Here is a 16,170-nt window from a genome sequence, read left to right as displayed (position 1 = left end):
GAACCTAAGCCGGACCCGTGCGCAAGCGCATCTGGTTCGGCAACGGCACAGACAGACGCAGCACATCTTCGGCCAGCCACAACGCAGAGCGCCGAGCCCGATCGGCCACCATGGGCAGCGGCATCTGCAGGTAGTCGTCGTTGAACACTTCAAAGCTGTAGTCGCCGCTGTAGCCCAGTGCGTCCAGTTTAAGCACCAACTCCACCAGCTGCGGCGTGTGCACGCCCTCACCCGGAAACACGCGAAAGGTGCGCGCTGTGGCCATGCGTTCTTCGGGTGTTTTCACTTCCTGCCACATGAAGTCGGCCAGTTGCACGAGGAAGATGCGCGACGGATCGACATAGTCCAACTCGTCCAGAGACGTCTCTGTGGCGAAGATGTGATACGAGTCGATGCCGAGTCCGAGATTGGGGCAGTCTGCACGGCTGACCACATCCCAGGCAGCAGGAAACTCGTTCACATGCCTTCCCCATGACAAGGCCTCATACGCAATCTTGATCCCCAGCGGCAAGGCCAGCATGGCCAGTTTGCGCAGGTCCTTGGCCAGCTGGTCCACATCACCCGTGGCGTGAGCAGAGGTGGAAGAACAGGCCAGCAAGACCTTGCAACCCAGTGCCGAACACATCTCCAGCATGGACTTGGCAATGTCGACTTTGTAGTGATGCAAATGGCCAGAGAGGCCCTCAAAATCCCGCAGCACCTGAAAGCCCGTACCGCGCAAACCGCTGTCGCGCACGGCCTGTACCGCAGCGTTCAAGCCGCCAGGGTGCCCGACCAGGTCGTTGGCCTTGAGCATCACCTGCGTGAAGCCGGCATTCTTCATCGCCTCCAGCTTGGCCTCCAGCGGGCCTGCCAGGGAAATGGTGTCCATGCCAAAGCAGCGCATGGCGGCGTTGGACTGCGCCTTCAGCATGATGGTTTTCCTGCTGCGGCCACGGGCTTGGCTTCCCGGTGCACCAGCTCGAACACCACTGAACCCAGATATGTCTTGCTGATGGCTCCCCTTTGTTCGGTGTGCGCCGCCTCCGTCTCCACGAACTCCACGCCAAGCTGCCTCAGTGCATGGACAGCGGCATGAACATCGGGCACACCCAGGCCAATGCGTTGCAGGCACTCGTCGGCGTCGTGCACATGCAGGTCAGGCTCCACCAGCTGAAGCATGAACCGCTTCTCAGGGGAAAGCGCTGGCGCGCGCAGCAAGGTGCCTTTGGGCATGATGCCAAATCGCTCCTCGTCGGGAATCAGCTCGGCGCCAAACAATTCTCCATAGAACTCGATCCAGTCGTTGCTTCGCTCCGGCCCGATGTACTGGACCACACCAAAGAAATCGATGCCAGCCACTGAAGGCGGATGCTGGTCCACAGACGGGATGGGCACAAAGTCGACGTCATAGATGGAGAAGTCGCGGTAGCGGTCGACAAAGTAGATCCTGCTGCCGCCCGCGCCATGAATGGCCGGGATGTTCAGCTCCATCACCTGCGGGTGCGTCGGCACGCCCCAGGCTCCCCGCTCCACCACAAAGTCAAAAGCGGCTCTGGCATCGCGCACGCGCAGCGCAATGGCTGAAATCCTCGGCCATCGATGGCCGTGATTGGCACTCGGCGCATCGTCCGGGTTGGCGTTGACCACCACATTGAGGTCTCCCTGACGATACAGCAGCACCTCGCGCGAGCGGTGCCGTGCCACGGGGCGAAACCCCATCATCTCCAGCACTTGCCCCAGGGCCTGGGGTTCAGCCGTCGCGTATTCGATGAACTCAATACCGTCCAGACCGATGGGGTTGGCGGCATCGCTGAACGAAGCCTGCAGCGGCTCTCGGGCCTGAGGCGTTTTCAAAAGCAGATCGCTCACGGCATGTGTCTCCTGATCAGTGCTGAGAGCCAACTCTCAGTAAACTAACCAGATCGTACATTAATTATGGAGCAACCGCATCCAAGGGTTTTCCATCATGAACGAGGACGAACCGACTCCCCCTCAGGGAAAGTCACCCGAGAAGGGATGGATTATCGAGAGGCATGCTCGATCCGCATCAGACGCCAGGCGCACAAGCTCGCGACCAGGGCACACGCCGCGGAGACCCAGAACACGGTGCCCAAGCCCCAGCGGGAAGAGATCAATCCACCAGCCAGCCCCCCCAGAATGCCGGAAGAGCCATATGCCACGACGGTATAGAGCGCTTGCCCCCTGCCCCGCAGGCGACCGGGGAAATGGTGTGAGACAAGCGCAATGCAGACGGTGTGATGGGTGGCAAAGGTCACCGCGTGCAAGGCTTGCGCCAGCAGCAACAGCGGCCAGACCAGGGGCGCGCCAGCCGTGATGACCATGCGCACCGTCATCAACACCGCAGCCAGCAGCAGCCACCCTGTCAAAGGCAGGCGGGGCAGCCAGCGACCCTGCGTGAAGAACCAGCTGATCTCCACCACCACAGACACTGCCCAGAGGATGCCAATGGTGGATTTACTGTAGCCCAGCGAATCCAGATACAGCGAGAAGAACACGTAGATGAAGATATGCGCCAACACATGAAAGAACGCTGAAGCCAGCAGCCATCGGACGGCGGGCTGCCGAAGCACGGGCCAGATGGGTGGACGCGCCACGGCATTGGCGGGCATGGGCTCGCGGTGGTCGGGCAACCACCAGCTGCTCAGTGCCACGGCACCAAGCGTGGCCAGTGTCCAGGCCGGGAAGTCACCCATGCCACGGTGCTCAAACCACCATCCGGCCGCCGTCACAGTCAGCAAGAAACCCAGTGACCCCCATAGCCGCACGCGTCCATACCGGCGGGCATCAAACGCCCCGCCTTCGCTCACCAAGTGCGCCAGTGCGGCCTCGCTCATGGGCATCATGCCGCTGGTGTGGGTAAACATGAGCAGCAGCAGGAAGAACAGCGGCACCGCACCAGGTTCCAGCCACAACCCCAGGGAGAGCAACATTGCGGCCGTTGCCCCATACCGCAGCAGCTTGACGCGCTCACCACTGTGGTCGCTCAGCCATCCCCAGGCATAAGGCGCAAACAGCCGCGTGGCCGATTGCACCGAGCCCAGCACGCTGATCGCCAGCAGGCCAAAACCCAGGTCTTTCAACCAGAGGGACAGGTAGGGATTGAAAAACCCGATGTGGGCGAAATAGCTCGCAGACAGCGCGGCAAAGCTGAGCAGGTGGTGCCGGGGCGCAGCATCGCCCGCCTTGCCCTCCGACGGCATCAGCCCCGGCCGGCAGCAGCGATGTCTGGCGTTCCGGTCTGCACGTCACCACACTGGGCACGGTGCAGGAGCGCATGGTCCATCACCACCAAAGCCAGCAAGGCTTCGGCAATCGGAGTGGCGCGGATGCCCACGCAGGGGTCGTGACGGCCCTTGGTGATCAGCTCGGTGGGTTCGCCGTTGACGTCGATGGACGGGCGTGGCACCAGGATGGAACTGGTGGGTTTGATGGCCAGGCTCACCTCCAGGTCTTGCCCGGAGCTGATGCCTCCCAACACGCCACCCGCATTGTTGGTGGCGAAGCCGTTCGGCCTGAGCGCGTCGCCGTGCTCACTGCCCAGTTGGGTCACGCTGCCAAAACCAGCACCGATCTCCACCCCCTTGACGGCGTTGAGCCCCATCATGGCGTAGGCGATATCGGCATCGAGCTTGTCATAAATCGGCTGACCCAGGCCCACCGGCATGCCTGAAGCGGTCACACGCAGCCTGGCGCCGCAGGAATCACCGCTCTTGCGCAATGCATCCATGTAGGCCTCCAGTGCAGACACGTCGGCCACCGGTGCAAAGAAAGGATTGTCGGGCACATGGTCCCAGCTCTCAAAGCCAATGGTCTCGGTGCCGATCTGCGTCATGCAGCCACGGAAGTCGGTGCCGAACTTCTGCTTGAGCCACTTCTTGGCCACAGCGCCAGCGGCCACGGTTGGTGCCGTCAGGCGGGCCGAGCTGCGGCCACCTCCACGCGGGTCGCGGATGCCGAACTTTTGCCACATGGTGTAGTCGGCATGGCCAGGGCGGAACGTCTGCAGAATGTCCCCGTAGTCCTTGCTGCGCTGGTTGGTGTTGCGGATCACCAGTGCGATCGGCGTGCCCGTGGTTTTCCCCTCGTACACGCCGGAGAGAATTTCCACCGTATCGGGCTCGTTGCGCTGGGTCACGAACTTGCTGGTGCCAGGGCGGCGACGGTCCAGATCGGTCTGGATATCACCCTCTGACAGCGGCATGCCCGGCGGGCAGCCGTCGATCACACAGCCAATGGCCGGGCCGTGGGACTCACCGAAGTTGGTGACGCGAAAAAGGGTGCCGAATGTATTACCGCTCATGGGACGAGATTATCCCAGACCGGCGGGCTGCTTCCGTCACCAGGCAAACGAATGCAGCCGCTGAAGAGCTCCGGTGCGGCTCAGGCCTTGCCAGCCTCGCCTGTTTCCTCTTCCGGCCAGTCGCGGATATAGGCCTTGAGCATCTTGTTCTCAAAGTTCTGGCTATCCACCACGGCCTTGGCCACGTCGTAGAAGCTGATCACGCCCATGAGCATTTTCTTGTCCATGACCGGCATGTAGCGGGTGTGCTTCTCCAGCATCATGGGGCGCACCTGATCCAGCTCGGTCTCGGGGGTGCAGCTCATGGGGTGGTCATCCATCACAGAGCGCACGCGTACGCCTCCCGTGCTGCCGCCATTCTTGGCGATGGTATGCATGACCTCGCGAAACGTCAGCATGCCCACCAGATCACCGTGGTCCATCACGGCCAGTGAGCCGATGTCGAACTCGGCCATGGTCTCGATGGCCCGAATCAGGGACTCCTCGGGCGAGATGGTGTAGAGCGTTCCGCCCTTGACGCGCAGGATGTCACTCACTTTCATGGCTGTTCTCCTCAAATGCTCAGCAGCACTGTCACCTATGACCGTGCTCTTGAATGCAAATATAGCCCACAATGGGCCAGGAGACATGTTTTCCATGTCCTACAGACATACCCGTACCGCTTAATGGCGGCGCCCCAGGGTGAGACAGGCTACCAGGAGACACATTCACCATGTCCGGCTATTCCGACCCCGGCTTTTCCACACTGCAACTGCACGCAGGCGCCGCGCCTGATCCCACTACCGGCGCCCGAGCCGTGCCCATTCACCTGAGCACCTCCTTTGTGTTCGAGTCGAGCGAGCAGGCAGCTGCCCTGTTCAACCAGGAGCGTGCGGGCCATGTGTACAGCCGCATCAGCAACCCCACCAACGCCGTGCTGGAGCAGCGCGTGGCAGCGCTGGACGGCGGCATCGGCGCCATTGCCACCGCCAGCGGCCAGGCCGCCTTGCACCTCGTGATTTCCACCCTCATGGGTGCAGGCGGGCACATCGTGGCCTCCACTGCGCTCTACGGAGGCAGCCACAACCTCTTGCACTTCACCTTGCGCCGATTCGGCATCGAGACCACCTTTGTGCCCCCTGGCGATCTGGACGCCTGGCGCAGCGCCATCCGGCCCAATACACGACTGCTGTTTGGGGAAACCGTCGGCAACCCCGGCCTGGACGTGCTGGACGTACCCGCCATCGCCGAAATTGCCCACGCAGCCAAAGTGCCGTTGCTGGTGGATTCCACTCTCACCACCCCTTACATCACGCAGCCGCTCTCGCAAGGCGCCGATCTTGTCTACCACTCCGCCACCAAATTTCTCTCAGGCCACGGCACCGTCATCGGTGGTGTGGTGGTGGACGGCGGATCGTTCGACTGGGACGCCAGTGGCCATTTCCCCGAGCTGAGCGATCCCTACGACGGCTTCCATGGCATGGTGTTCACCGAGGAAAGCACCGTGGGCGCATTTCTGCTGCGGGCGCGCCGCGAAGGCCTGCGCGACTTCGGCGCTTGCCTCTCACCTCACAGCGCCTGGCTGATCCTGCAAGGCCTGGAGACACTTTCCCTGCGCATGGAGCGTCACTTGTCCAACACCGAGAAGGTGGTGGAGTTTCTGGCCGCACATCCCATGGTCTCGCGGGTGGGCCACCCATTGCTGGAAAGCCACCCCAGCCATGCACTGGCCGAACGCCTGTTCCGCCATGGCGCCAAGGGAGCAGGCGCCGTGTTCAGCTTTGACATCAAAGGTTCGCGCGAGCAAGGCAAAGCCTTCATCGAGGCCTTGAGAATTTTCAGCCACCTGGCCAACGTGGGCGATGCCCGTTCGCTGGTGATTCACCCGGCGTCCACCACGCACTTCCGCATGACGGACGAGGCGCTGGCGGCGGGCGGCATCGGGCCTGGCACCATCCGCCTGTCCATCGGTCTGGAAGATCCGGCCGACCTGATCGATGACCTCAAGCGTGCACTCAAAGCAGCGGAGAAGGCAGCATGAACAACAACACTCTGACGCCCGATTCACGTATTGGAGGCACACACCCATGCAACTGACCGTCAACGGCGCCAACACCTACTGCTACACCGGTGGCAAAACGATCGATCCGGCCAAGCCCTCCGTGGTCTTCATCCACGGAGTGCTCAATGACCACAGCGTCTGGATTCTGCAAAGCCGTTTCCTCGCCAACCACGGCTGGAACGTGCTGGCGGTCGACCTGCCCGGCCATTGCCGCAGCGAAGGCGAAGCACCTGCCTCCGTGGAAGAAGCTGCCGATTTCGTTGTCGCGCTGCTGGACGCTGCCGGCATTGAGCGGGCAGCCTTGGTGGGCCACAGCTGGGGATCACTCATCGCACTGGAGGCTGCCGCCCGCCTGGGCAATCGCGCCACGCACCTGGGCATGGTCGGCACGGCCTACCCCATGAAAGTGTCAGAAGCCTTGCTCGACGCATCGCAGAACGAGCCCGAAAAAGCACTCAAGATGATCAACGTGTTCTCGTGGTCCACATTGGCGCCGCCACCTTCCGCGCTCGGCCCTGGCACCTGGATCTACGGCGCCAGCATGGCGCTTGGCCGCAAGGTCCTGCGCAGCAACAGCAGCGTCAACGTCTTTCATCGCGGCTTCAAGGCCTGCGACAGCTATGCGAACGGCCTGGAGGCCATGGCCCAGGTCACTTGCCCTGTGTTGTTCCTGCTGGGCGATCGTGACCAGATGACCCATCCCAAGGCGGCCAAGGGCCTCATCGGTGCGGCCAAAGAGCACGGCAAGCGTTTCAGCGTGAACACCGTGCCTGTGGGACACCACGAAATGACGGAAGCACCGGACGCCACCCTGCAGCATTTGCGGGAATTCCTGCAGGGCTGATGCTCCGCCTGCGCAACCGGTTAGTTGAACTCTTCCAGTGGCAGCGGCATCATGGCCGGGTGCCGAGCCAGTACCTGCTGCAGACTCAGGCCGGAAAGGCCTGAGGCGTTCCACAGTGCCGCCGTGCTGGCGTTGTAGTCGAGCAGGAGCTTCTCCAGCAGCGGCGCGGCCACTGTGATCGATGGGTCTGCGAGCAGTACGTAGCGCTCGTCGTCCTCGTCGAGCCGCCCCACCCAGTCGAGGTCCGACAGGGCGCCCATGGGCTCCTCCAGCTGCAGCGGGTCCACCCTCAGGCGCTGTGCCAGCTCCTGCAAACTGAAGCCACGCTGCGGCGCATCCTTGACTGACACCAACTGCCCCACCACTTCCAGTGCCAGCTGAACGTTCCAGCCGGGCGACCCACCCCGCCGCGCAATGCCGGCGAGCAGGCTGGGCAGATAAGCCGTGACCACCGCCCCCAGCAGCACGATCACCCACACCAGGTAAATCCAGACCAGCAGAATGGGCACGGTGGCAAAAGTGCCATACACCACGGAATACGTGGGCACGGAACTCAGGTACAAGGCCAGCAGCTTCTTGGCCAGCTCCAGACCTGTGGCCACGAACAAGCCCCCAGTCAGGGCATGGGTCCAGCGCACCTTGGTGTTCGGCACGTACTTGAACAGCGCTGCCATGCCCAGCACCGCCAGACTGAACTGAACCGTATCGAGCACCACACCAATCGCCCCTTTGGAGGCAATCAGACCTGCTGAGGCGGAAATGGCATAGGAAGTGATGGACAGGCTGCCCGCCAGCAACAACGGCCCCAGCGTCAAGACCGCCCAGTACACCAGCACCCGTTGCGTAAAACCCCGGGTCTTGCGCACGCGCCAGATGTCGTTGAGTTTGCGGTCAATGGTGAGAATCAGGGCCAGCGCAGTGACCAGCAAGGCTGCGGCGCCCACCCAGCCCATCTGCCCTGCCTTGGAGGAAAACTGCCCCAGGTAGCTGATGACTTGCTTGGCAATGTTGTCCGGCACCAGGCCCCTGACCAGCCATGACTGCAAGTCCGCCTGCATGCGCGCAAACATCGGAAACGCGCTGAATACCGCCAGCGCCAAGGTAAACAGCGGCACCAGAGAGATGGTGGTGGTGAACGTCAGGCTGCTCGCGGTCAGGCCCAGCCGGTCCTCGCGAAAACGCTCCTGCAGCGTATCTGCAGTATTGCGCCACGGAAACTTGAGCAGCGCCTGCCACAAGGCCGACAAAAAGGTTTTGACCTGATCAAAACGGTCACTATCGTTCATGCCAGTATCATGCCACTGCCGGGCCTCAAGCCCAGTCCCCATCCGAGACACATGACTGCTCCCGACAACACACCTGCTTCCCCCCTCCCTCCCCGCAAGGCCATTGCGATCACGCGACTGATGGCCGTCACGGCATTGGTCAGCCTCATTCTGCTGGGACTGGCATGGGAATTGTGGCTGGCACCATTGCGGCCCGGGGGGTCCTGGTGGGCGCTCAAAGTGCTGCCCCTGACCCTGCCTCTGGGTGGCCTGCTCAAGAACCGGATGTACACCTACCGATGGGTGAGTCTGCTGGTCTGGCTGTATTTCACCGAGGGTGCTGTCCGAGCCTACAGCGACACGGGCCTGTCGGCCGTGCTGGCATTTGTGCAGGTCGTTCTGTGCGTTGAGCTGTTCGTCGCCTGCGCGCTGCATGTGCGCATCCGCCTGCGCAGCGCGGGCAAAGAAGCCATTGCTGCCGATGCTGCGGCCTATGCTGAACAATTTGGCGCCGCAAAAGATCCCGTTCCGCCAGGCAAACAATGACTGGCCATCGTCCATGAGCCAAGACAACCGAGACCTGCTGACTGCCCTGCGTGCCTGCGTGGGCGACACCCACGTCCTGACCCGTGACCGCCATGCGAACGACATGGCAGCTTTCGAGCAGGACTGGCGCAAGCGAGCCAAAGGCGAAGCCCTTGCCGTCGTTTGCCCTGCCAGCGTGGATGAGGTCGCGGCAGTTCTGAGGGCCTGCCAGACGCACCGTGCCAGCGTTGTTCCTCAAGGCGGCAACACCGGCCTCGTGGTGGGCTCCGTGCCTGATACGTCGGGCCAGCAGGTGGTTCTCAGTCTCAAGCGGCTCAACAAGATCCGGGCGATCGACGCCGCCAACCTCACCTGCACCGTGGACGCTGGATGCATTCTCCAGAACGTGCAGGAGGCGGCTGCCGAAGCAGGCTTGCTCTTTCCTCTTTCGCTGGCAGCCGAAGGCAGTTGCACGATTGGCGGCAACCTCTCCACCAATGCTGGTGGCACGCAAGTGCTGCGCTATGGCAATGCCCGGGATCTGTGCCTGGGGCTGGAAGTGGTGACCGCACAAGGCGAGATCTGGAATGGTCTGTCGGGCCTGCGCAAAGACAACACCGGCTACGACCTGCGTGACCTGTTCATTGGCAGCGAAGGCACCCTGGGCGTGATCACCGGGGCCACGCTCAAGCTCTACCCACAGCCTGTTGCCCGCCTCACGGCCTGGGCCGCCGTTCCCGGACTGGAGAAGGCCTCAGAACTGCTCGGCATGGCCCACCAGAACCTGAGCGCCAGCCTCACCGGCTTTGAGGTCATGAACCAGTTCTCCCTCAGCCTGGTCGACAAGCATTTCCCGCAGCTGCACGTCCCGTTCTGGCAGCAAACGCCATGGTGCGTCTTGCTCGAGATCAGCGATGCGGAGTCTGAGACCCACGCCCGCGAGCGCTTCGAGCATCTGCTGGAGTCCGCTTTGGCAGCCGAAGTCCTGACCGATGCCGTGGTGGCCCAGAACATCGCGCACGCGCGACAGTTCTGGCACATTCGTGAGAGCATTCCGTTGGCGCAGGCCGAAGAAGGCCTGAACATCAAGCACGACATCAGCGTGCCGGTGTCCGCCATCGCTGATTTCTGTGCCGCCACCGACCGCGCTCTTCAAACCTATATGGCGGGCATCCGGCTGGTCAACTTCGGCCACCTGGGAGATGGCAACCTGCATTACAACGTGCAGGCACCCGAAGGCGGCGACGCAGCGGACTTCCTCATCAGCCACGAAAAGCGCATCAACGAGCTGGTGTTCAATGCGGTGGTGCAATTCGGCGGCTCCATCAGCGCCGAGCACGGCATCGGCAGCCTCAAAGCGAGCACCCTGCCCCGCTACAAGGACAAAGTGGCCCTCGACCTGATGCGGGCCATCAAGCAGTCGCTGGACCCGCAAGGCATTCTCAACCCGGGCCGCGTGCTGGCCTGACCGGTAACTCAGCCTTAGCCGGCTGCACGGCGATCCGCACAGATGGCTGCATAACGCTGGTAGGCAGGCCTGGCGCTCAGCCTCTGGGCATAGGCTTCGAACACAGGTCGCTTTTCGATGGTGCCGAACTGCAGGCCCCACAACACCGCTGAGCCCACATACACATCGGCCGCCGTGAATTGCTCCCCGCAGACAAAAGGCCCCGGCTCCAGAGCCGTCTGCAAAGCATCGATCGTGCGCTGATGGGTGCCAAACCCCACCGTGCCTTCTCGCCCGGGCGGCACTTCCCAGCCCATGGCCTTGGCGGTGATCGCTTGCTCAAGCGGCCCGGCGGCAAAGAACAGCCAGCGCACATACGCCGCCCGTCCAGGTGCGTCGAAAGCCGGCGCCAGCCCCTTTTCCGGGAAGCGGTCCCCCATGAATGCGCAAATGGCGGCAGCCTCCGTCACCACTTGTCCATCGCAGACCAAGGCCGGCACTTTGCCCATGGGATTGATGGCCAAATAGTCGGGCGTCTTGGCTGTGGTCGCCAAATCCAGCCATACGGTTTCGTATGGTTCAGCCACCTCTTCCATCATCCAGTGGGCAATGGTGCCGCGCGACATGGGGTTGGTGTACAGGGTCAAAGCCGGCATGGTCACTCCTTCAGAAGTTGCCGATCGCGGGAATGGCGGTGCGCAGAGCACGCCGATCGGGGCTAGGGCAAAATGGGGGTTGGTCCTTCGAACTGTACCCCCTATCGACCCATGCCAGGAAGCCAAGCCCCCCAGCGCCCGGTGCGCTCCCAATACGAAGACTTCATGCGCCACGTCTACGAAAACGGCGTGGAGAAAACGGATCGCACGGGCACCGGCACGCGCAGCGTGTTCGGGCATCAGATGCGCTTCGACCTGAGCGAGGGCTTCCCCCTGGTCACCACCAAGAAGGTGTTCCTCAAGGCCATCATCATCGAATTGCTGTGGTTTCTCCGTGGCGACAGCAACGTGAAATGGCTACAGGAACGCGGCTGCACCATCTGGGACGAATGGGCACGAGAAGACGGTGACCTCGGCCCTGTGTACGGCGTGCAATGGCGCAGCTGGCCCACACCGGGTGGTGGCCACATCGACCAGATCTCGCAGGTCGTGGACCAACTCAAGAACAACCCGGACAGCCGCCGCATCATCGTCAGCGCCTGGAACGTGGCCGACCTGCCCAACATGGCGCTCATGCCCTGCCATGCATTCTTCCAGTTCTATGTGGCGCCACCGCAGGCCCCCGGCGAGCGCGGCAAACTCAGCTGCCAGCTCTACCAGCGCAGCGCCGACATCTTCCTGGGCGTTCCGTTCAACATTGCGAGCTACGCCCTGCTGACCCACATGCTGGCCCAGCAATGCGACCTGGACGTGGGCGACTTCATCTGGACGGGCGGTGACTGCCACATCTACAGCAATCACCACGAGCAGGTCGAGCTACAGCTGACACGCAAGCCTTTCGCCTACCCCACCCTCAACATCAAGCGCAAGCCGGATTCCATTTTCGACTACGCCTACGAGGACTTTGAAGTGGTGGACTACCAGCACCACGAGCCCATCAAAGCTCCCGTCGCGGTATGAGCCTGCCCGAGGCCTGGCACAGCCCGAGCCACCAGCTGTGGCTGAAAGGGCAGCAGGCGCAGGCGCTGCAAAGCCTGGTCCAGCACATCAATGGACTGGTGAAGAAAAACACCCCGGCCTCGGCCCGCCTGTATGAGCAGATGGGCTACTACATGTTCCTGCGCCAGCAGTACCCGTCTGCCCTCGCATCATTGCAGCATGCCCACAAGCTCGATCCGAGCAACCTCCAGAACACTCTCAACCTTGCCGTGTTGCACGGTCGCCTGCAGCAGGACGACCAGGCAGCACAGCTTTCGCAAGAAGTCCTGAACGCGCAGCCAGACAACTTCCTGGCACACGACGCCCTTTGCGCGGCTCTGTACCGTCTCGGGCGACTGGAGGAAGCTTCAGCAGCCGGCACACAGGCGTTGCAGCGAAAAGACGCCCATGTTGCCGGCCAATTGCCCGCTGGCATCTCGCAATGGAGCCTGCCAGCCAAGCGCCCGCACGCAGGCCAGCATGCCATCGACGGCAAGACCAATGTCGTGTCATTCAGCCTGTGGGGTGACGGCAAACGCTATCTGCGGGGCGCCTTGCGCAACGCCCAGGCCATTCCCGGCGTGTACCCGGGCTGGCAAGCCTGCTTCCATGTGGACAACAGTGTGCCGGCGGCCTTTCTCGACGAGCTGAAGGCGCTGGGTGCGACGGTGATCGTTCATCAGGGCCAGCACTCGCTGCGCGAGCGCCTATGCTGGCGCTTTGAGGTGGCCAATGATCCGACAGTGGGCTACTTTCTGGTGCGCGACACGGATTCCGTGGTTTCCTCGCGCGAAGCCATGGCCGTTCACGAATGGCTGGCAGGAGACAGGCATTTCCACGCCATGCGCGACTGGTGGACCCACACCGATCTCGTTCTGGCCGGCATGTGGGGCGGCGTGGCAGGCGTACTGCCACCCGTGCGCCAGCTGCTCGCACGCTACAACAGTGGCACCATGGAGACGCCCAACATCGACCAGATCTTCCTGCGCGATTGCGTCTGGCCCCTGATCCGGTCTTCGGTGTGTGTGCATGATCGGTGCTTTGCGCCTGCCGGTGCTTTGCCCTGGCCCAATCCTCCTCGCTCTGGCCACATTCGCGACCACATTGGTGTGGATGAGTTCGCCGTATCGCCCGCCGAACAGGCCCATGCCCTGGCACCATGGCTCCAACGCCTGGATTGGCTCTGAAGCCACCTGACCTCGCAAGGCACAATAGCCAATATGACGACCCACCGCCCCCGCCTTGGACTGATTTACGCCCGTGCCGCCAATGGCGTCATTGGCAAGGACAACCAGTTGCCCTGGCACCTGCCGGAAGATCTGGCCCACTTCAAGCGCACCACACTGGGCAGCCCGGTCATCATGGGACGCAAGACCTGGGACTCGCTGCCCCCCCGCTTTCGCCCCCTGCCCGGCCGCACCAACATCGTGATCACACGGGACAACAACTGGGCCGCAGAAGGGGCCGTACGGGCCAACGACTTTTCCTCCGCCCTTGCCGCAACGGGCGAGGCCGACACAGCATGGGTCATCGGCGGCGCACAGATTTATGCTCTCGCATTGCCACAGGCGGACGTCGTCGTCGTTACCGAAATTGCTCGCGACTTTGAAGGTGACGCTCACGCGCCCGTGCTGGGGAGCGAATGGACTGCCGTCTCCCGCGAGTCTCACACATCGGGCGACGGGCTTCCGTTCGCCTTCGTCACCTACGAGCGCCGCCACTGAAACCCGACCACCCCATGCAACTTGCCACCTGGAACATCAATTCACTCAACGTTCGTTTGCCGCAGGTCATCGACTGGCTGGCAGCCAACCCGGTAGACGTACTGGCACTCCAAGAACTCAAGCTCACCGACGACAAGTTCCCGGTGGATGCCTTCACCGAAGCGGGCTACCAGGCGCAGTGGTTCGGACAGAAGACCTATAACGGTGTGGCGCTGATCAGCAAAACCCCCGCCGAGGGCGTCATCAAGAACATCCCCGGATTTGAAGACGAGCAGTCGCGGGTGCTGTGCGCGACCATCGACGGTGTACGTGTCATCGGCGCCTACTTCCCCAACGGGCAGGCGCCAGACTCCGACAAGTTCGCCTACAAAATGCGCTGGCTCGAAGCGCTGCGCGAATGGGTGCGCCAGGAGATGACCGCACACCCCCAGCTGGTGCTCATGGGCGACTACAACATCACCTTTGACGACCTCGACGTCTGGGACCCGGAGGGCCTGCGCGAGACCATTCATTGCACGACGGAAGAGCGCACACACCTGCAAGCTTTGATCGGCCTCGGCCTTCACGATGCGGTTCGCCTCTTTCCACAGCCCGAGAAGAACTACAGCTGGTGGGACTATCGCAATTTTGCGTTCCGCCGCAACAACGGCATGCGCATCGATCACATCCTGATCACCGATGCACTCAAGACCCGCGCCGAAGCCTGTGCAGTGGACAAGCTGCCCCGCAAGAACGAACGCCCGAGCGATCATGCACCGGTGGTGCTGACCCTCTCGGGCGCCTGAGCACTGTGCGGAGAATGAAGCAGATCAGGCGTCCAGCCCGAGCTCCTGAATCTTGCGCGTGATGGTGTTGCGACCGATTCCCAGCCGATTGGCGGCCTCTATACGGCGGCCACGGGTGTTGGCCAATGCCGTCTCGATAAGCCGGGTTTCAACGCGGCGGGTCAAGACATCCCACACATCGTGACGCCCTTCTTCCAGCAAGGCCTGCGCTTCGGCCTGCAGCCCTGCTTCCCAGCCTGCCCCTGTCCCGGTCACTGACTCGGTCGAGGCAGATTGAGCGGACACCGTCGCAGGCGGGTGAACAATCACATCGCCACCCACCAGTCCGGAGGGTGCACCCACCCTGGAGACAGGTTCGGCAGCAGCCACCGAATCAGTGGCGCCCGTCGCCTCAGGCGCAGTCGCAGCCGATGCGGCACCGCCTGAGGCCTTCAGCCCCTCCAGAACCTCTGGCGGCAGGTCTTTGACCTCGATCACCTGGGCTGGCGCCATGACGGTGAGCCAATGGCAGACGTTCTCGAGCTGGCGGACGTTGCCGGGGTAATTGAAGCGCCCCAGGGCAGCCAGTGCAGCGTCGGATATCCTCTTCGGCTCGACGCCCAGTTGCTTGGCACTGGCCTGCAGGAAATTCCGTGTGAGCATCGGCACATCCTCCAGCCGCTCACGCAATGCAGGCAGACGCAGGCGAATCACGTTCAGACGGTGAAACAGGTCTTCCCTGAATTCTCCCTGCTTGACCCGCTCTTCCAGGTTCTGGTGGGTGGCAGCGATCACGCGCACGTCGGAGCGGACAGCGCTGTGCCCCCCCACCCGGTAGAAGTTGCCGTCAGACAGGACACGCAACAGGCGGGTCTGCAAGTCAAATGGCATGTCGCCAATCTCGTCGAGGAACAGGGTGCCGCCCTCCGCCTGCTCGAAGCGGCCCCGGCGCATGGCCTGGGCGCCGGTAAAGGCGCCACGCTCATGCCCGAAGAGCTCTGACTCGAGCAGGTCTTTGGGAATCGCCGCAGTGTTGATCGCCACGAAAGGCCCTTTGGCTCGCGGCGAGTGCTTGTGAAGCGCTCTGGCCACCAGCTCCTTGCCGGAGCCAGACTCACCCGTGATGAGGACCGTCACGTTGCTCTGCGACAAACGCCCGATCGCACGGAAAACGTCCTGCATCGCAGGTGCCTGCCCCAGCATCTCGGGCGTGACAGACATTCGTTCTTCCAGTACTTCCTCGCGCTGGCTCTCTTCCACCGCACGACGGATCAGCTCGACCGCCTTGGGCAGGTCAAATGGTTTGGGCAAATACTCGAACGCCCCACCCTGAAACGCTGATACCGCGCTATCAAGATCCGAGAAAGCCGTCATGATGATGACCGGCAAATCGGGCAGCGCTTCCTTGACTTTCTCGAGCAAATCCAGACCCGAGCCACCGGGCATGCGGATATCGCTGACAAGAACCTGCGGCCCGTCCTGGCCGTCAGCACCTTCAAGTGCATCCAATACTTCGCGAGGGTTGGTGAAGCTCCGGACCGGGAAGTCCTCACGTGTGAGTGCCTTCTCCAGCACGAAACGAATCGACTGGTCATCGTCCACGATCCAAATCGGCTTCATGTG

The 16,170-nt window shown here is 62.5% G+C and carries 16 protein-coding genes; 8 read left to right on the top strand and 8 right to left on the bottom strand.

Annotation, left to right across the window (positions count from 1 at the left end; translation table 11 throughout):
- Positions 1-4: 4 nt before the first annotated feature.
- From ABWV89_RS02190 to ABWV89_RS02170, 5 genes are all read right to left on the bottom strand, one after another.
- A complete protein-coding gene (locus ABWV89_RS02190; protein WP_353393763.1) occupies positions 5-913 on the bottom strand; it encodes a sugar phosphate isomerase/epimerase family protein in 909 nt (302 codons plus the stop codon).
- On the bottom strand, positions 907-1,851 hold the full coding sequence (locus ABWV89_RS02185) for a VOC family protein (RefSeq protein WP_502903117.1): 945 nt from the start codon (positions 1,849-1,851) through the stop codon (positions 907-909). Before ABWV89_RS02185 ends, ABWV89_RS02190 begins: the two co-directional genes overlap by 7 nt.
- Before the next feature lie 152 nt (positions 1,852-2,003).
- A complete protein-coding gene (locus tag ABWV89_RS02180) occupies positions 2,004-3,203 on the bottom strand; it encodes an MFS transporter (protein ID WP_353393761.1) in 1,200 nt (399 codons plus the stop codon).
- Positions 3,203-4,303: a chorismate synthase gene (gene aroC / locus ABWV89_RS02175; RefSeq protein ID WP_353393759.1), complete on the bottom strand. Its 1,101-nt coding sequence runs from the start codon at positions 4,301-4,303 to the stop codon at positions 3,203-3,205. Before aroC ends, ABWV89_RS02180 begins: the two co-directional genes overlap by 1 nt.
- A gap of 80 nt (positions 4,304-4,383) precedes the next feature.
- Positions 4,384-4,845 (bottom strand): CBS domain-containing protein, encoded by a 462-nt coding sequence (locus ABWV89_RS02170; RefSeq protein ID WP_353393757.1) that lies wholly within the window; start codon positions 4,843-4,845, stop codon positions 4,384-4,386.
- A 170-nt stretch (positions 4,846-5,015) separates the two neighbouring features.
- Here ABWV89_RS02170 and ABWV89_RS02165 point away from each other — a divergent pair, with 170 nt between their 5' ends.
- Positions 5,016-6,323 carry an O-acetylhomoserine aminocarboxypropyltransferase gene (locus ABWV89_RS02165; RefSeq protein ID WP_353393755.1) on the top strand — a complete coding sequence of 436 codons (1,308 nt, stop codon included), beginning with the start codon at positions 5,016-5,018 and terminating at the stop codon, positions 6,321-6,323.
- 46 nt (positions 6,324-6,369) lie between these two features.
- Positions 6,370-7,188 carry an alpha/beta fold hydrolase gene (locus ABWV89_RS02160; RefSeq protein ID WP_353393753.1) on the top strand — a complete coding sequence of 273 codons (819 nt, stop codon included), beginning with the start codon at positions 6,370-6,372 and terminating at the stop codon, positions 7,186-7,188.
- Positions 7,189-7,208: 20 nt separating this feature from the next.
- On the opposite strand, the gene ABWV89_RS02155 is transcribed toward ABWV89_RS02160, so the two are convergent.
- Positions 7,209-8,474 (bottom strand): YihY family inner membrane protein, encoded by a 1,266-nt coding sequence (locus ABWV89_RS02155; protein WP_353393751.1) that lies wholly within the window; start codon positions 8,472-8,474, stop codon positions 7,209-7,211.
- A 51-nt stretch (positions 8,475-8,525) separates the two neighbouring features.
- On the opposite strand from ABWV89_RS02155, the gene ABWV89_RS02150 reads away from it, so the two are divergent.
- Both ABWV89_RS02150 and ABWV89_RS02145 read left to right on the top strand, forming a co-directional pair.
- Entirely contained in the window at positions 8,526-8,999 is a 474-nt protein-coding gene (locus ABWV89_RS02150; protein ID WP_353393749.1) for a DUF2069 domain-containing protein, read from the top strand.
- 13 nt (positions 9,000-9,012) lie between these two features.
- The gene (locus ABWV89_RS02145; RefSeq protein WP_353393747.1) at positions 9,013-10,446 is read left to right on the top strand and encodes an FAD-binding oxidoreductase; all 1,434 of its coding nucleotides are present in this window, start codon (positions 9,013-9,015) and stop codon (positions 10,444-10,446) included.
- A gap of 14 nt (positions 10,447-10,460) precedes the next feature.
- On the opposite strand, the gene ABWV89_RS02140 is transcribed toward ABWV89_RS02145, so the two are convergent.
- On the bottom strand, positions 10,461-11,081 hold the full coding sequence (locus ABWV89_RS02140) for a glutathione S-transferase family protein (RefSeq protein WP_353393745.1): 621 nt from the start codon (positions 11,079-11,081) through the stop codon (positions 10,461-10,463).
- Positions 11,082-11,192: 111 nt separating this feature from the next.
- Here ABWV89_RS02140 and ABWV89_RS02135 point away from each other — a divergent pair, with 111 nt between their 5' ends.
- The 4 genes from ABWV89_RS02135 to xth are packed head-to-tail and all read left to right on the top strand — an operon-like array spanning position 11,193 to position 14,568.
- On the top strand, positions 11,193-12,041 hold the full coding sequence (locus ABWV89_RS02135; RefSeq protein ID WP_353393743.1) for a thymidylate synthase: 849 nt from the start codon (positions 11,193-11,195) through the stop codon (positions 12,039-12,041).
- The gene (locus ABWV89_RS02130) at positions 12,038-13,246 is read left to right on the top strand and encodes a tetratricopeptide repeat protein (protein WP_353393741.1); all 1,209 of its coding nucleotides are present in this window, start codon (positions 12,038-12,040) and stop codon (positions 13,244-13,246) included. Before ABWV89_RS02135 ends, ABWV89_RS02130 begins: the two co-directional genes overlap by 4 nt.
- A 33-nt stretch (positions 13,247-13,279) precedes the next feature.
- The gene (locus ABWV89_RS02125) at positions 13,280-13,783 is read left to right on the top strand and encodes a dihydrofolate reductase (RefSeq protein WP_353393739.1); all 504 of its coding nucleotides are present in this window, start codon (positions 13,280-13,282) and stop codon (positions 13,781-13,783) included.
- Between the two features lie 14 nt (positions 13,784-13,797).
- On the top strand, positions 13,798-14,568 hold the full coding sequence (gene xth / locus ABWV89_RS02120; protein ID WP_353393737.1) for an exodeoxyribonuclease III: 771 nt from the start codon (positions 13,798-13,800) through the stop codon (positions 14,566-14,568).
- Positions 14,569-14,592: 24 nt separating this feature from the next.
- Here xth and ntrC read toward each other — a convergent pair whose 3' ends face one another.
- Positions 14,593-16,167 carry a nitrogen regulation protein NR(I) gene (gene ntrC / locus ABWV89_RS02115; protein ID WP_353393735.1) on the bottom strand — a complete coding sequence of 525 codons (1,575 nt, stop codon included), beginning with the start codon at positions 16,165-16,167 and terminating at the stop codon, positions 14,593-14,595.
- Positions 16,168-16,170: the final 3 nt, after the last annotated feature.

Source organism: Hydrogenophaga sp. 5NK40-0174, assembly GCF_040372165.1.
Lineage (GTDB): Bacteria > Pseudomonadota > Gammaproteobacteria > Burkholderiales > Burkholderiaceae_C > Hydrogenophaga.
Note: the sequence above shows the minus strand (reverse complement) of the source record. Positions and strands in the feature narration are given on the sequence as shown.

Excerpts from the sequence above, each read along its gene's own strand:
- ABWV89_RS02190 (WP_353393763.1), bottom strand. The coding sequence starts at position 913 with ATGCTGAAGGCGCAGTCCAACGCCGCCATGCGCTGCTTTGGCATGGAC.
- ABWV89_RS02180 (WP_353393761.1), bottom strand. The coding sequence starts at position 3,203 with ATGCCGTCGGAGGGCAAGGCGGGCGATGCTGCGCCCCGGCACCACCTG.
- aroC (WP_353393759.1), bottom strand. The coding sequence starts at position 4,303 with ATGAGCGGTAATACATTCGGCACCCTTTTTCGCGTCACCAACTTCGGT.
- ABWV89_RS02170 (WP_353393757.1), bottom strand. The coding sequence starts at position 4,845 with ATGAAAGTGAGTGACATCCTGCGCGTCAAGGGCGGAACGCTCTACACC.
- ABWV89_RS02165 (WP_353393755.1), top strand. The coding sequence starts at position 5,016 with ATGTCCGGCTATTCCGACCCCGGCTTTTCCACACTGCAACTGCACGCA.
- ABWV89_RS02160 (WP_353393753.1), top strand. The coding sequence starts at position 6,370 with ATGCAACTGACCGTCAACGGCGCCAACACCTACTGCTACACCGGTGGC.
- ABWV89_RS02155 (WP_353393751.1), bottom strand. The coding sequence starts at position 8,474 with ATGAACGATAGTGACCGTTTTGATCAGGTCAAAACCTTTTTGTCGGCC.
- ABWV89_RS02150 (WP_353393749.1), top strand. The coding sequence starts at position 8,526 with ATGACTGCTCCCGACAACACACCTGCTTCCCCCCTCCCTCCCCGCAAG.
- ABWV89_RS02145 (WP_353393747.1), top strand. The coding sequence starts at position 9,013 with ATGAGCCAAGACAACCGAGACCTGCTGACTGCCCTGCGTGCCTGCGTG.
- ABWV89_RS02140 (WP_353393745.1), bottom strand. The coding sequence starts at position 11,081 with ATGCCGGCTTTGACCCTGTACACCAACCCCATGTCGCGCGGCACCATT.
- ABWV89_RS02135 (WP_353393743.1), top strand. The coding sequence starts at position 11,193 with ATGCCAGGAAGCCAAGCCCCCCAGCGCCCGGTGCGCTCCCAATACGAA.
- ABWV89_RS02130 (WP_353393741.1), top strand. The coding sequence starts at position 12,038 with ATGAGCCTGCCCGAGGCCTGGCACAGCCCGAGCCACCAGCTGTGGCTG.
- ABWV89_RS02125 (WP_353393739.1), top strand. The coding sequence starts at position 13,280 with ATGACGACCCACCGCCCCCGCCTTGGACTGATTTACGCCCGTGCCGCC.
- xth (WP_353393737.1), top strand. The coding sequence starts at position 13,798 with ATGCAACTTGCCACCTGGAACATCAATTCACTCAACGTTCGTTTGCCG.
- ntrC (WP_353393735.1), bottom strand. The coding sequence starts at position 16,167 with ATGAAGCCGATTTGGATCGTGGACGATGACCAGTCGATTCGTTTCGTG.